The organism is Pseudomonadota bacterium (genome assembly GCA_026388255.1).
Lineage (GTDB): Bacteria > Desulfobacterota > Syntrophorhabdia > Syntrophorhabdales > Syntrophorhabdaceae > JAPLKB01.
Genome location: JAPLKC010000075.1, coordinates 1 through 14,075 on the forward strand (window position 1 = coordinate 1; position 14,075 = coordinate 14,075).

Annotated in this window: 15 protein-coding genes; 3 read left to right on the plus strand and 12 right to left on the minus strand. The window is 42.0% G+C overall.

What is annotated here, in order from left to right; genetic code table 11:
* A partial coding sequence (locus tag NT178_08525) for a ParB/RepB/Spo0J family partition protein (protein ID MCX5812573.1) occupies positions 1 to 888 on the plus strand: 888 nt, incomplete at its 5' end.
* A 438-nt stretch (positions 889 to 1,326) separates the two neighbouring features.
* Here NT178_08525 and NT178_08530 read toward each other — a convergent pair.
* Both NT178_08530 and NT178_08535 read right to left on the minus strand, forming a co-directional pair.
* Positions 1,327 to 1,908 (minus strand): nitroreductase family protein, encoded by a 582-nt coding sequence (locus NT178_08530; protein ID MCX5812574.1) that lies wholly within the window; start codon positions 1,906 to 1,908, stop codon positions 1,327 to 1,329.
* Positions 1,909 to 1,917: 9 nt separating this feature from the next.
* The gene (locus tag NT178_08535; protein ID MCX5812575.1) at positions 1,918 to 2,268 is read right to left on the minus strand and encodes a cupin domain-containing protein; all 351 of its coding nucleotides are present in this window, start codon (positions 2,266 to 2,268) and stop codon (positions 1,918 to 1,920) included.
* A gap of 420 nt (positions 2,269 to 2,688) precedes the next feature.
* On the opposite strand from NT178_08535, the gene NT178_08540 reads away from it, so the two are divergent.
* Positions 2,689 to 3,573 (plus strand): PAC2 family protein, encoded by an 885-nt coding sequence (locus tag NT178_08540; GenBank protein ID MCX5812576.1) that lies wholly within the window; start codon positions 2,689 to 2,691, stop codon positions 3,571 to 3,573.
* 86 nt (positions 3,574 to 3,659) lie between these two features.
* Here NT178_08540 and wecB read toward each other — a convergent pair whose 3' ends face one another.
* The 7 genes from wecB to NT178_08575 form a co-directional block, all read right to left on the minus strand.
* The gene (gene wecB, locus NT178_08545) at positions 3,660 to 4,757 is read right to left on the minus strand and encodes a UDP-N-acetylglucosamine 2-epimerase (non-hydrolyzing) (protein ID MCX5812577.1); all 1,098 of its coding nucleotides are present in this window, start codon (positions 4,755 to 4,757) and stop codon (positions 3,660 to 3,662) included.
* Between the two features lie 47 nt (positions 4,758 to 4,804).
* Positions 4,805 to 5,509 (minus strand): methyltransferase domain-containing protein, encoded by a 705-nt coding sequence (locus NT178_08550; GenBank protein ID MCX5812578.1) that lies wholly within the window; start codon positions 5,507 to 5,509, stop codon positions 4,805 to 4,807.
* A 37-nt stretch (positions 5,510 to 5,546) separates the two neighbouring features.
* Positions 5,547 to 6,848: a TldD/PmbA family protein gene (locus tag NT178_08555; GenBank protein ID MCX5812579.1), complete on the minus strand. Its 1,302-nt coding sequence runs from the start codon at positions 6,846 to 6,848 to the stop codon at positions 5,547 to 5,549.
* A gap of 92 nt (positions 6,849 to 6,940) precedes the next feature.
* Positions 6,941 to 7,399, minus strand: coding sequence for an N-acetyltransferase (locus NT178_08560; protein MCX5812580.1), 459 nt, complete (start codon positions 7,397 to 7,399; stop codon positions 6,941 to 6,943).
* Positions 7,377 to 8,996, minus strand: coding sequence for a DNA repair protein RecN (gene recN / locus NT178_08565; protein ID MCX5812581.1), 1,620 nt, complete (start codon positions 8,994 to 8,996; stop codon positions 7,377 to 7,379). The genes NT178_08560 and recN overlap by 23 nt, the downstream gene beginning before the upstream one ends.
* Positions 8,997 to 8,998: 2 nt before the next feature.
* Complete coding sequence (locus NT178_08570; GenBank protein MCX5812582.1) at positions 8,999 to 9,850, minus strand: NAD(+)/NADH kinase; 852 nt, start codon at positions 9,848 to 9,850, stop codon at positions 8,999 to 9,001.
* 112 nt (positions 9,851 to 9,962) lie between these two features.
* The gene (locus tag NT178_08575; GenBank protein ID MCX5812583.1) at positions 9,963 to 10,997 is read right to left on the minus strand and encodes a hypothetical protein; all 1,035 of its coding nucleotides are present in this window, start codon (positions 10,995 to 10,997) and stop codon (positions 9,963 to 9,965) included.
* Between the two features lie 184 nt (positions 10,998 to 11,181).
* Between NT178_08575 and NT178_08580 the strand changes: the two genes are divergently transcribed.
* Entirely contained in the window at positions 11,182 to 11,568 is a 387-nt protein-coding gene (locus tag NT178_08580) for a hypothetical protein (protein ID MCX5812584.1), read from the plus strand.
* A gap of 55 nt (positions 11,569 to 11,623) precedes the next feature.
* Here the strand turns inward: NT178_08580 and NT178_08585 are convergent, their stop codons facing one another.
* The 3 genes from NT178_08585 to NT178_08595 all read right to left on the minus strand — a co-directional run bounded on the left by NT178_08585 (position 11,624) and on the right by NT178_08595 (position 13,639).
* On the minus strand, positions 11,624 to 12,358 hold the full coding sequence (locus tag NT178_08585) for a TIGR02757 family protein (protein ID MCX5812585.1): 735 nt from the start codon (positions 12,356 to 12,358) through the stop codon (positions 11,624 to 11,626).
* A 119-nt stretch (positions 12,359 to 12,477) separates the two neighbouring features.
* On the minus strand, positions 12,478 to 13,029 hold the full coding sequence (locus NT178_08590) for a hypothetical protein (GenBank protein MCX5812586.1): 552 nt from the start codon (positions 13,027 to 13,029) through the stop codon (positions 12,478 to 12,480).
* Between the two features lie 208 nt (positions 13,030 to 13,237).
* Positions 13,238 to 13,639: a cupin domain-containing protein gene (locus NT178_08595; protein ID MCX5812587.1), complete on the minus strand. Its 402-nt coding sequence runs from the start codon at positions 13,637 to 13,639 to the stop codon at positions 13,238 to 13,240.
* Positions 13,640 to 14,075: the final 436 nt, after the last annotated feature.

A 14,075-nucleotide genomic window follows, 5' to 3' on the forward strand; every position in this document is an offset into this window, starting at 1 on the left:
GAAACAGATTCATTCAAATCGCTCATGCAGTCGATCAAAGACAAAGGTGTCCTGGAACCTCTCCTTGTAACAAAAGGAGACGGCGACTCATACAACCTCATATGCGGGGAGAGGCGTCTTGCAGCAGCCCGGCAACTCGAATTTGAATTAGTACCGGTGCGGGTCATAGAAGCAGGTAAGGAATCAGGCGAGGTTATAGCACTTCAACTGACAGAAAACCTCCAAAGAGAAGACTTAAACCCCATGGATCAGGCAAAGGGGATATTGGCGTATATTCAGGCGAAACTTCCCGATAAAAATTATGACGTGGATGGGGTGATGAATGATTTGGTAAGTTACAAGCGAAGACCTGAGGAGCTGTCTGATAAAATTGCCCCAACATTTGGGGCAATTGTAGAAATCACCGGAAAGTCAATAAATACGCTGTTTAACGGGCTATCACTTTTAAAACTTTTCACCGGAAAGTCAATAAATACGCTGTTTAACGGGCTATCACTTTTAAAACTTTCTCCCGAGATTCAGGCCGAAATTCAGGCAGGAACTCTGCCTGTTTCTCAGGGGTACCTATTCGCTGCCAACCTCGATTGCCCTGACTGCGATAAGATTTTTGAGGCCATTATGAAGACGCCTGTAACCTATCTCGCACTTGAGAAATTGCTTACGGCATGGAAGAAACCCCAACCGGACCCGGGTGTCACAAAACCCATACCTGTGAAGAAGCAGGTTAAAGGTCTTGTATCAATGAAGACAGCTTTTGAGCAAGGCCTTGGAACCTATGTACGGGAAGACGTTGAAAATTATCTCTATGAACTGCAGGTTTTCTGTGATTTTGTACAACAACAGGTGCCTAACATCCCATACGGCAAGAAAAAACCGCCACAGGTATGAGATGGGCAGTGAATAGTCGTTAGTGAATAGTGATGCACTCGTAAAAAGTCGTATTTCTGTCGTTTTGTCATTCTCACGAATACCCTGAAGGGCACAAGCGTGGAAGGGCACAAGCGTGGGAATCCAGTGATTTAAATGTGTTCTGGACTCCCGTTTTCACGGGAGTGACGGCTAAATTGGAATTTTTTCACAACTTCTGACCGGTAAAACTATAAGAACCGGAATTTTCAGTACGGTTTGACAAAATTACAGCCCCCAGAAATAGGCAGAACCACTGGTGTTCACAGTGAACACCAGTATCAAAATCTCTGCAAAGCCAATACAGACAAGGGGAATTATATCCTGTCTTTTCACGGACTTCCTTGAGTAAAAAAATGAAATTGTAAAAACCTTCACCCTCCGGGCGCTGTCTTTGAATTCGAATTGATATAAATTCGACTAAAGATCGAGAATGATCTCGGACAGAGGGCGTTTCGGGACATGGTGAATATCTTTTTCGTCCCTCCAGTATTTTATGTTCCCATCTTTTACTTCGTTTATGACAACAAGCTCCTTAGGAACGCCAAGGGTGATGACAAGCAATATCTCATATTTCTCAGGTATTTTCAGCGCAGCCCTTAGCTTGTCTCTTTGTATGGAAGCTATGATGCATCCGCCGAAACCCATCTCTACTGCCCCTAATAGAATGCTCTGTGCTGCAATTCCGTGATTGCAGTCAAAGTTTTCCATAATATCTTTGTCGCCGAGGATTGTTATGTAACCGGAGGGCTTTTCTCCTTCCTCCGGGCCTCCCCAGTCTTTCAGGTAGCCTGCCCAGCCAAGACAGGGGAATATGAGACTGTTTTTTTCCAACGTCCATGAGAGGATAAATTTTAAGGGTTGAAGATTGGCAGTTGAAGGGGAAAGACGGGCAAGTTCAACAAGATATTTAAGTTGCTCTTCGTTTATTGCCATATCCTGGTAATAGCGCCGGTAGCTTCTATTTTTATTAATCAGGTCATATATCAGGTCATATATCATATGCCGGCTCTATTCGTATTCCTTAGGAACTGCACAGATCAAGACAAGGGGTTCATTTTTTGATTTATTCATGTACTGATGAATTTCTCCGGGTAGAACAAGAACAAAATCACCTTTTTGAACGGGCTTTTCTTTTTTGCCCTCAATTACAACAGCGCCTTTTCCTTCAATGATATAATTTACATGCTCAAAGGGATGCTGATGGTACGGGGTGTGTCCGTCCGGCTCGATTGTAAAAACCCGAAAGACAAAATTGGGCGAACCGTCTTGTTTCGATATGGGGATTTGTTTAAAGGCTTTGTGTGCACCTTCCATGACGACCTTAATTTTCTCCGTTACTTCAAGATTGGTGATTTTCATTAAAGACCTCCTTACCGGAATATTGCATATTGTGGTCTATTATATTTACATTTTTGTCTGTTTTTTGAAAACATTTATTTTATAAATCTTTGGTCCTTAACAATTTGACCGACAAGGGCAGGGATAAGTCTCTCCACCATTCATACTGTTTATGGGAGGCGGGCAGTGTAAACAGAGGACAATCCGGACAGACGGGCATCACACCCAGCGGCCGTAAAAAAACTACCGTCCATGAAGAATAATCTGGTATAATCCGATAACAAAAGGCAGAGAGGCGGATAATAAAGATAAAGGTAAACAGCTACATTATTTTTATAATCTTATCTTCGTCGCCTATTACCCATAAGAGATCTTTAGATGATAATTGATCATGGTAATATGACTGCCAACAAAATACTTTTCAGGCAGGAGGAATTATAAATGAGAATAGGTGGTTTTCAATTACACGAGCCTGTTCCTGAGTGCAATGAGCCTTATGTTCTGGCCACACTTCATCCCTGGATAGATGTCAACAATGTCGGCAGTCTGGTTCTGAACGAATTGGAGACAAGATTCGGGGCTACGGAATTGGGAACCCTATCCAAACCAGGTCATTTTTACGATTTCACGAGATACCGGCCTACTATCCATCTTGATGAGGGTATTCGTGACCTGTCCATACCCAATACAACAATTCACCATGCAAGAAGAGAAGGACAGAACGATCTTATCCTGCTTCGCCTCCTGGAACCCCATACCCATTCGGAGTTGTATATCAGTTCTGTATTGAAGCTTCTCAAAACCTTTAAAGCGAAGAGATATATTCTTCTGGGAAGCATGTATGATACGGTACCTCACACCAGACCTTTACTTGTCAGCGGATATGGAATGGGAGAAGATGCGATACGGGATATAAAGAAAATAGGCGCCCTGCCTATTACTTATCACGGCGCTTCAACCATTATAAATCTGATCACAAAAGAGGCGGCGGAATCAGGGATTGCAGCAATCGTGCTCATCGTCTCTCTGCCCCAGTATGTTATGTTTGGCGAGGATTATATGGGGAAGGTCAGGCTGATGGAGATATTGAACACGCTTTACAACATCCCTGTCGATAAAGAAGACTTCGAAAAAGCGCTGGAGCAGCGCAATTTAATAATCGAAAGAGTGGAAAACTCCCCGGAGGTTAAAATGCTCCTGCCTCAGCTTGAAAGTATGTATGACATGCGGATTAAAGCGATTAAGACAGATGGAATGCCACAACTTACTCCCGAAATGGAAGAACTCTTCTGGAAAATAATGGGAAAAGATGTAGGGAGAGCATAGTCCAACCCTATCAAAAGGTCGATTTTTTCGCTTGCAGTAAAAGCCCGCGGCGTATTGGATTACAACATTTTCCTTACCGTTTTTTCTTATTGTTGTAATTTCATGAGGAGGATATCAGTTATCCTCTCGGACGCCCTGCCATCACCATAAGGATTCACGGATTTCGACATCCTTTCGTACAAAACCCGGTCTTCCAGCAGATCCAGGGTGCCGTTCATGATATTATTCTGATCGGTTCCAACCAGCTTCACCGCACCTGCCTCTATGCCTTCAGGCCTCTCAGTGGTATTTCTCATCACAAGGACCGGTTTGCCCAGAGATGGCGCTTCCTCCTGAATACCACCGGAATCGGTTAAAATCAGATAGGAGTTGTTCATTAAAAAGACAAACTGCTCATATTCAAGGGGCTCAATAAGATAAATATTTTTAATCCCGCTTAATATCCTTTTTACCGGTCTTTGCACATTAGGATTAAGGTGAACAGGGTATACGATAGCCACGTCATCCCTCTTTTCCGCAATTGCCCTTAAGGCCTGACATATATGTTCAAAGCCTTCCCCGAAATTTTCCCGTCTGTGACCGGTGACTAAAAGCAGTTTCGAGTTTCGAGTTTCGAGTTCCAGGTTGTAATGCTCCTTAAAATAATCCTGATACACCTTTCTTCTGACTTTTGACTTCTGACTTTTGACTACCTGCAGGAGCGCATCTATGACAGTATTCCCTGTCACCCATATCTTTTCAAAATGATAATCGGTAAGCACGCTTAAAAGATGCCTGTTTTTTTCTTCGGGAAAGGGGCTGTATTTATCATACGTCCGGAGACCTGCCTCAACATGGCCTACGGGTATTTTCAAATAAAAAGCGGTAAGCCCTGCGACAAAGGCAGTTGTTGTATCTCCCTGAGCCAATACAATATCCGGCCTGACCGTTTCAAAAACCTCTTTGAGCCCTTTAAGAGATTTTATTGTTATGTCAAATAAATCCTGATTTGCCCTCATGATATCCAGATCATAGTCAGGGGAAATCCTGAAAATTGAAAGCACCTGATCAAGCATCTGCCGGTGTTGAGCCGTAACACAGACAGTCACGGCAAATTTTGATTTATGCTTTTTAAGCCTGTTTATTACAGGCGCCATTTTTATGGCCTCAGGTCTGGTGCCGAAAACAAGAAGTATTTTTTTCATAGTTCTCCAAAATGAATATATATAATCAGACTAACAAATACGTTTTGTTAAAGTTTTGCAATATATAGTAAATCTTCGCCTTCCAATAATGCATCGGATAGATAAAATGCATCTTTTTGAAAACGTTTTTTTGTTTTATTTCTAATAAGCCATTTAATAAAGGGATAAATAACCTTCCACTTTTTAACCTTTCTATTTGCTTCTATTTTCTCAATAGTGAATCCATATTTTTTCAGAATATATTTAATCTCCCCATAAAAAACAGGATTTATATGCTGATGATCATAGTCATCTAATTTATGCCTGGATTCTTCAGTAATCGAGCCGTAATACTTAAAATAATCGAGGTAACTGTAAAACAGGAACCTTATTCTTGATTTTATTGACATCACATTCGGCGTGCTAAGAACAAGGTAGCCGTTTGTTTTAAGCACCCTTGAACACTCCCTTATCAGATGGTGAGAGTTTTCTATATGTTCTATCCCTTCAATGCATATAACAAAATCAAACATTCTATCTTTATAAGGCAATGAATGATTAAGATTAAGCTGCACCACCCTCTTGTTTCTGTAAAGTATATTTTCACCCTCAAGATCACCTAAAAATACTGTAAATCCCATACTTTCAAGTTTCTTTGACAGTGCTCCCTGGCCGGAAGGAATATCAAGCACAACGCCTTTGTTCATCCCCTCCATAAAATTTAAAATATGTTCAGTAGTACCTTGCAAGGCATAGCTTTTAAGCTCATTCATAATTGTGATCCTCTATTTAAATCAAAACAATACGACTTCATTTACCGCTGATTTTTAAGCCTTCTATGTAGAGAGACGGGGAACCGCATGTACCGTAAAACCTTAAATCGTTCCCGACCTCTTTCACATTGCTCAGCAATTCAAAGATGTTTCCTGAAAAAATTACCCCTTTAAAGGGCCTTTTGCTGCCATTTTTGCATATATATCCTATCGCACCAAGGGAAAAGTCCCCGGTTACCGGATTTGCAGTATGCGTGCCCATAAGTTCCTCGATTATAACGCCATTTGTCAACTCACCTGTTACATCCCGCACACCTTTCTCAATGAAAAAGCTTCTTGGCGCACACCTCGGCGGTTCTTTCACCCCTCCCCGCGCACAATTGCCTGTAGACGGTACATTATATTTACGGCCGTAATAAACGTCGTAGAGAAATGCATCAAAATACCCGTTCTTTACAACAATGCTTTCACAAGAAGGGACTCCTTCGCCGTCAAAAGGGAAACTGTCTATTCCGTGTATACCGGAGTCTTTCATATTGATAATTTCAGAAAAGCACTTTGTTCCTCTCCTGCCCTTCAACATGGTTTTATCCTTATAAAGATTCTCTGAGAGAAAAGAGCCTGCGAGTATCCCCAGCATGTCAGAGGACGCCTGCGGGGTAAGTATCCCGTCATAAATACCTGTCTCAATCTGCTCGCTTGAAAGAAAAGAGACCGTCTTTCGGGCTGTATGTATCCCGAAGAGCTTTGCATCAATTTCATTCAACCGGTTGGACCACAGCCAGTCATACCATGAAACCTCATCTACATCCTTTGCTACCGCCATGGCAGAGAGCATATATAATGTCTTGCTGCCTTCTGTTGTTAAACCGTTGGAATTCATTATTTTTACCCGGATCTCAGCTTCCTGAAGCTCACAGTTCCTTGTAACAACAATCCTTTTATCATAGTCAATAATCGCCTTCTCCATCTCGATAAGCATAGCAACTTTGTGCATATCATCAGTTTTAAGGCCCTCGTTATCGTATATGTTCATGAAAGGGTAATCTTCATATTTCCCCGGAAAACCGGCGCTTTCATCTTTTTCCACATATGGCAAAAGAAAAACGCCATTTTCTATCAGTACCTCGATTGCGCTGTCGTCCCGGTCATATGTATAGGAAAAAACAAGTCTTTTATCCTTGATGCCTCGCAGTGCAATGCCTTCCTCTTCTTTGATCTCAACTCCGCACAACTGGGCATCTCTGGTTTCATATTTTTTTACTTTTTCTTTCAGGGAAAAAAGTTCATAACTGTCAAAGACCTTGCCGGCCCTGTCTTTTAACTTTTCATAATCCATTCAATTACCTCATTGTTGTTGGCTTTTCACTTTTAACCTTTTGCCTTTCGCCTTTAGCCTTTTGCCTTTAGCCTTTCACTATTCACTATCTACTATTCACTATTCACTGTTCTTACCATTGCTATTTCATCACATTCCGGAAATTTAGGACACTTTATACAATCAGACCATATCTTCTGTGGAAGCTCCCTTTTATCCACAGTCCGGAAACCGCATTTTTTAAAAAATTCCTCCTGGTATGTCAGGAGAAATATTTTGTCAATTTTAAAATCATAGGCCTCATCTATGCAGGCAGTAACAAGCTTTCTGCCGATACCCCTGCCCCTGAAGGACTCGGCAACACAGAGTGACCGTATTTCGGCAAGATCTTCCCAGCAGATATGGAGAGCGCCTGCACCGACAATAACCCCATTTTCCTCATAGACAAAGCAATCCCTCATGTTATCGTACAGCTCACCAAGGGATCTCGGCAGCATCTCCCCTTTTGAAGCAGAGAAATTTATGATGCTGTGGATCTGTTTTATATCCTTAATACCGGCTTTTCTCAGCATTATGCAACATCTCCTCTGACCTTAAAATTGTTCTTTCCGTAATCGCCGCTCCTCCGAGCATACGGGCAATTTCATTAACCCTCTCTGTTGTTGAAAGTTTCTTTATCATTGTCCTGGTGGCTTGCTTCCCCTGAACCTTCTCAACCAGGAAGTGATGATCTCCATACACTGCAATCTGGGGAAGGTGGGTTATACAAATTACCTGATGTTTTTTTGAAAGGTCTTTCAATCTTTTTCCCACCATATCGGCCACCCTTCCGCCAATGCCTGCATCAATTTCATCAAAAACAAGGGTTCGTTCCTCATCGCCCCCGATAACCCTCTTTATGGCAAGCATAATCCTCGACAACTCCCCGCCTGACGCTATCTTCCTTAATGGCTTGGGTTGCTCTCCAGGGTTTGTGCTTATCAGCAGCTCTATATCATCCCTGCCGTCTTCATCAATCATGCCCTTATCCGTCATCTCCACTTTGAATTGCATGCCCTTCATGGAGAGATAGCCAAGCTCATCTATAATTGCCTTTTCTATCCCCGGAGCCCCTTCCCTTCTTGCTGCGGACAGCTTGTCCGCAAGCTGCCCGATCCCGGCATCAAGTGAAATCTTCTTCTCCTCAAGCTCTTCAATATCATCGGAAATGCTTTTCAGATAGGCAAGCCTTTTTTGGGCCGTATCTTTATACATCATAATATCTGCATAGGTCTTTCCATATTTATTTTTAAGCGCATACAGCCTTGACAGCCTGTCATCGAGCCTTTGAAGCTCATCAGGATCATCATCCAGCATCTTTTCCATAGCCTTCATTTCCGATAAAACATCTTCAACAACAAAGGACATTGACTCGATTTTGACCTTCAATCCCTCTATTGCATCTATATCACCAAAGGGCTTCAAAAGCATAACAAAGGTGTTAAGCATTCCGTATACTGCGTTGTCGCCCTCATACATGCCTTCTCTGATCAACACAAGAACGTTCCGTATTTTCTCTGCGTCCTTTAACACCTTGAGTTTTTCTTTAATCTCAACCTCTTCACCTTCCCTCAGATTCTCCCTTTCTATCTCATCAATCTGAAACTCAAGGAGGGCAATTTCCTTGTCACGGCCTTCAATCTCCCTTTTCTTTGACTCCAGTGTTGCAGTAATTCCCTTCATCTCCCTCACCTTTTCAGCAAGGGACTTCCCCTCTCCCTCAAGCGATAATATATTATCCAACATCTCAATATAACTCGTTTTATCAAGGAGATGCTGAAATTCATTCTGTCCGTAAATATTGATAAGCGCATTGCCCAATTCGTCCACCCTACCCAAAGTAACCGGGTTATCATTCAGCAATGCCCTTGACCTGCCGGTAGCATTTATTACCCTCTTCAGCAAGTATTCCTCATCTTCCTTAAAAAAATGGCCAATTACCTCTGCCTGCCCGGCATTGCTCCTCACCATTTCTGAAGACGCTTTTGCGCTGATTAATGTGGAAAGCGCATTGATTATGATAGATTTGCCTGCCCCTGTCTCGCCGGTTATTACATTGAAACCGTCTTCAAATTCAACCTGCAGTTCATCAATAATTGCAAATCCTGTCACCTTGAGAAAGGTAAGCATTGTTACCTTTCACCCCATTTCAGTTTTGTTCTCAATATTTCAAAATATCCTTTCTGCTTGGATTTTATAAGGCTTACCGTATGTGTTGATTTCTTCATGATAACCTCATCCCCATATTCCAGAGGTATGCCTATCTGCCCGTCGAGGGTAAGGACAACCCTTTCACCGGGGGATAATAACGACGCCCTTATTGTTACGCATTCAGGCAGTATAATCGGTCTGTTCGTAAGCATATGCGGGCATATGGGCGACAGGACTATATTTTTTAAAGAGGGATAGATTATCGGCCCTCCGGCAGCCAACGAATATCCTGTCGATCCGGTGGGGGTAGATACTATAAGACCATCCCCCCTGATTGTCGTCAGGTACTCATCATCCACATATGTCTCAATATCAATAATCCGTGCAAGGGCATCTTTTGTAATTACCGCATCATTCAAGGCTACAAGTTCAAATATCTTTTCCTCTTCCCTTATTACAACAATGTCAAGCATAATTCTTTTGGATATTTCATAATCGTCTTTGAATACATGTCCCAGCACAGAAGGGAGCTCTTCTACCGAGACCTCGGTGAGAAAACCAAGACTCCCGAGATTCACCCCGAGTATCGGTACGTCTTCTTTCTTTATATGCCTCGATACACTGAGCAGTGTGCCGTCGCCTCCAAGGACCACTATCATATCGGCCTCATCGCCAACATGTTCTATTTCAATATATTTTTCATACCCAAGTATCCTTGCAGAATCTTCATCTAAATAAATTTCGTTCTGTTTCCCGAATTCTTCTATGATATGCCCGGCTATTTTCGCAGCATGTGCCTGGCCTTTTTTGCACACAATATGGACTCTTTTCATGTGAATACCTCTTGAATTACGTCAAACGCAACGACTGTTCTTTTTCGCATGACAAGGCCGTAGAGTAACGCATGACGTTTTTTTAACACATTGTTTGTCATTATTTTAACGTTTAATTCCTTAAGTATCTATCTCTCAAATGTAATGATACTGCTGTGAGCAATTTAAAAGCATTTTCCACGGTTGCCGTCTTATCGGGGTTAAGCAGATTACAAGTGGCCGGTGCAAGCAGGCTGTTTCCAATAATCATATCCATATCAACCCCTTTTTTCTCCAGAACTCTCCACATATTCACAAGCCTTCCGGATATGCTTTCCACATCCTCCCCTGAAAACTCTTCATAATATGTCGGTACTATGCCCCAACTTACCAAACCTCCCCTTTCCAGATATTTCTCAACATTGTCGTATGTTACAAAAATATCCCCGAAAGCGTAGGCATTGAAAGACAATATCTCGATGTTCAGGGAGAGTAAAAAATCCCAGTCAGGATTCCCGCACAGATGAAGGCCACGCGGTCCTTCTATATTGTTAAAGAAAGCGGTGAGTTCCTGTTTGGCCTTCACATTTTCATATCCGCACATGGCATTGAATATAAATTCGAGACCAGGGTCATCCACCCACACAAAGGCATTCTCATTCTTCATCTTCAACTCACTGTACTGTACATTTACCTTTTTTTGAATAAAAGAAAAGACAAGTGCACGCATTTCTTCATTATAAACTATAGGTTTATCATTCTCATCAACTATTTTCAGTGCAAGACTTATCGGGCTTATCACCTGGCCTCTGACAGATTTATACAAGGCAAGGTCCTGCGATAAAAATTGCCGGTATACAAGCGAATACCTGTCGGATATTCTGAAAAAATCAGGGTCATCTTCCCTCTCAAGATATGCCGGTATATCGTCCATAAACTTATCCGTATCAACAAACATCCTTAATCGTTCCTTATCTATGACAATACCGGGGAAGTTCTCCATGGCCTGCACATACATATCCTCATAATACGAAACCCCCGGCAACTGTGGCCAGAAAGGAATATCCAGGCCAAGGGCATGTTTTAACGCCGCATCAATATCAATATGGGGCATAATCCCCATTGCAGTCGTTGACAACTCCCCTTTAAATTTCAATCGTTTATTCACATTAAATCCTTAACAGATGGCCATACTGTTGTCAATCAATAGATTCCTCGAAGCCCTGCTTCGGGGTAGTTCATTTTTTTATCTCCTGCTGCCGGATGGATTGAATTACTCTCATAATGGTAGTATAATATCAATAGTTGATAAGATAAGTAGAAACTCCATCAAAGGATTGAAGGGGTGAACAATGAAAAAGACTCTTTTATTGGCTGTATTTATTCTGCTGGCGCTCTCCTTCGCTCTCCCTGCCGAAAGCTATTACAGGGGAGCTGGATATTACGGTGGGTATCGTTACTATCGGTATCATGGATGGAATTATCCACAGGTTTTTTTCGGAACATCGCTCATAGTACCGTGGTATGTTCCGGTTGCCCCTCCTGTATATGTCTACACCCAGCCGGTTGTTTATGGCGTTCCCGCTCAAAATCAAGCCTATGCATATCCGGACCCTGAATTTATAGCAAAGTACAAAAAGGGCGAGAACCCTCCCGGAGAATGGGTTACAGTTCCCGGCCAGTGGGTGGATAGCACATGGGTCCCTTCACACAAGGTACAAGTTCAGGTGAATCCTTAATATTTCATAACGGCATACTTTCCAGTATAGAATCAGGCGGCTATGGAAAATAATATCAATAAATAACACATTTCTTTTTGCATCCGGCAGTCTTTTTACCGGTACACTCCGCCCCTATCCCTACCCTGTGGCACAGGAAGAGATCATACTTTAAAGGATCTTCAGGAGAAAACTTTTTCAGTGCCTCGGTTATCTCCTTGGCTGCCCTGTATGTCGGGGTTTTACACCCCGTCCAACCGAGACATCTGCCAATCTTGAATAGATGTGTATCAAGGGGAATGATCAGATTTTTCTTATCAATAAAATTCCATAAACCAATATCCACTTCATCTTTTCTTACCATCCAACGAAAATAAAGGTTCCATCTCTTCAATGGGCTCGACTTTAACGGCTTTGGAAAGAAAAATGTGAGTTCATTGCTCTTTCCGAAAAAATGTTCTCTCACCTTCCACAGCGTTTCCCTCGTGTCGCCTTGATAAAAATACTCGATCATCTTCCCGATACTGTCGAATTCATCAATTATTTTTTTCAAAACATTGAATAGATCAGCAATGTCTTCGCCTTTTTGAAACCGGTAATACAAACTGTTAAACCCTGAAAAATCTCCTTGCTGTATAAACGCACCCAGATTGCCGCCCATAAGCTTGAAAATGCTCGTAAGAAATCTCTTAAAGAGGTCTATCTTTCCATAGGCAAACTGGGAGGCAAGAAACCCTGCTATCTCTTTATCTCTATTTTCACCGTACCTATGCAAAAACTCAACGGGGTCATTATCGGCAAGCCCTTGCAGGCTCCCTCTTTCTTGTATGTATATTTCTTCCAGATTAATTTGCTATCTCCTGGTTTACATTTTATGGTTCACAACAAAGGCAGTTGAAAAGGTAAAATATGTAACATGGAACAATTCATTTACTGTTTGCCATTCGCTGTTTTCAGCCTGTTTTTCCATTCGATGATATGGTCCTTGAATAACTTGCCTGCTTCTTCCACGCTGTCGTTCCACTCATCCCATGCCTGGATGTTAGGCTCTACACCGCTGCCTGTAATGCCTATCTCTCCCAGACGATTTGTTATTTTCTCTCTGACCGTTGTCTCCCTTTTCCCCGTCTCGTCTAAAAAGGTTTTCTGCATCATTTCCATTTCGTGTTTAAAAGGCTCCTTCAAACCTTCACCTATAACTTTAAGTAGTTCAACCAACAGCTCGTTATTACTACTAATATCAAACTCATCTATTAACCGGTCCATTAAAATCGACTTCTTCAGCCCTTCATCTGCTCCAATCCTCGCCATCTCCCCGTCAACACCATTACCATCGATAATGCCCTTAAGATATCTTCTTACTACTGCTTTAACTTTGTTTTCTGTTTCCTTTAAAGCTAAGGACTTCTTCTCTTCCTCATCCATGACAAGATCTTTTGTTCTCTCCATGGCCAATTCTATTGCGCTTTTTATAGCTGACATCCTACACCTCTGAAGTACCAATTCGCCTTCATTTCATTCATATAACTTTATTGACTTCGTCCGTGTACCCGCTTGCGGGTGTTCCTCGACATACTAAAATGTACGCCTCCGTCGCCCGGGTACCCTCCGGGTGCTATATTTGAATCCAAATTGGTATAAGATAACAAGAAGGCAAAAAACCTTCTATTTGTGTCTGTAGTCCACAACATCATTTATTCCCGAAATCAACCGGATAAGCATCGCCTTTATCGTACACCTGGGGGCTATATTCTACCACAAGTGCATCCTCAAGCCCGTAGAAGATATGTCCGCAATTTGTCTTTACGCGTATCCTGTCGCCTTTTACCAGGATATGATCTTCCTTCCTGGAGGTGTCCATGTCCAGGAATATTGCCTGTATCCTGCCGCTTATCACATAGAATGTCTCTTCTTTATGTTTATGAACATGACTCCCTCTGAAAAATCCCTTTTTTAATTCAAAAAATGCCAGATGCCTTATTTCCTCTTTATATGCAATCTGGGCAAATTCTCCCTTTTCCTCTATCCACCATTTTGCACCATCCACATCCTTTGTATTGGGAAGCTTTTCTATCGTTACCATGTCCATCATAACCTCACACATATCATTTAAATTTTTAACATAATATAAAGGTTACATTGAAAGTGGTCAAGGAAAAGAGTGAGATAATGCTAAAACGCGCCTGTGCCCCGACCTTTTACATTCCGTTTTCATTTTTGTGTTTGGCCAAGGGCATGTTCGGGGAAAATGAACCGGCCTCTCCCTGTTAAAATTCAAGGGCAAACTCTTATATGTAGACCCGTGATAAAACAGTGTACGAAGTGTTGTCCATATTGGCTTTGCGGCTAATTAAAAATTTTCAGACACATAGTCTGAATTCAATTTTCAACGGCCTGTTGCCCGAATCCCCTTTGATCCCAACCCCGTATTTGTTCTTAACATGTCTTCATTATGAAGATTTGTGCCTTCCGGATTTTCACCTGTTTCATAAAAAAGGTGCAGGGGACGAAGATACATCTTGCAAATA

Coding starts and splice junctions, on each gene's coding strand:
- NT178_08530 (MCX5812574.1), bottom strand. CDS start 1,908: ATGATATATGACCTGATATATGACCTGATTAATAAAAATAGAAGCTAC.
- NT178_08535 (MCX5812575.1), bottom strand. CDS start 2,268: ATGAAAATCACCAATCTTGAAGTAACGGAGAAAATTAAGGTCGTCATG.
- NT178_08540 (MCX5812576.1), top strand. CDS start 2,689: ATGAGAATAGGTGGTTTTCAATTACACGAGCCTGTTCCTGAGTGCAAT.
- wecB (MCX5812577.1), bottom strand. CDS start 4,757: ATGAAAAAAATACTTCTTGTTTTCGGCACCAGACCTGAGGCCATAAAA.
- NT178_08550 (MCX5812578.1), bottom strand. CDS start 5,509: ATGAATGAGCTTAAAAGCTATGCCTTGCAAGGTACTACTGAACATATT.
- NT178_08555 (MCX5812579.1), bottom strand. CDS start 6,848: ATGGATTATGAAAAGTTAAAAGACAGGGCCGGCAAGGTCTTTGACAGT.
- NT178_08560 (MCX5812580.1), bottom strand. CDS start 7,399: ATGCTGAGAAAAGCCGGTATTAAGGATATAAAACAGATCCACAGCATC.
- recN (MCX5812581.1), bottom strand. CDS start 8,996: ATGCTTACCTTTCTCAAGGTGACAGGATTTGCAATTATTGATGAACTG.
- NT178_08570 (MCX5812582.1), bottom strand. CDS start 9,850: ATGAAAAGAGTCCATATTGTGTGCAAAAAAGGCCAGGCACATGCTGCG.
- NT178_08580 (MCX5812584.1), top strand. CDS start 11,182: ATGAAAAAGACTCTTTTATTGGCTGTATTTATTCTGCTGGCGCTCTCC.
- NT178_08590 (MCX5812586.1), bottom strand. CDS start 13,029: ATGTCAGCTATAAAAAGCGCAATAGAATTGGCCATGGAGAGAACAAAA.
- NT178_08595 (MCX5812587.1), bottom strand. CDS start 13,639: ATGATGGACATGGTAACGATAGAAAAGCTTCCCAATACAAAGGATGTG.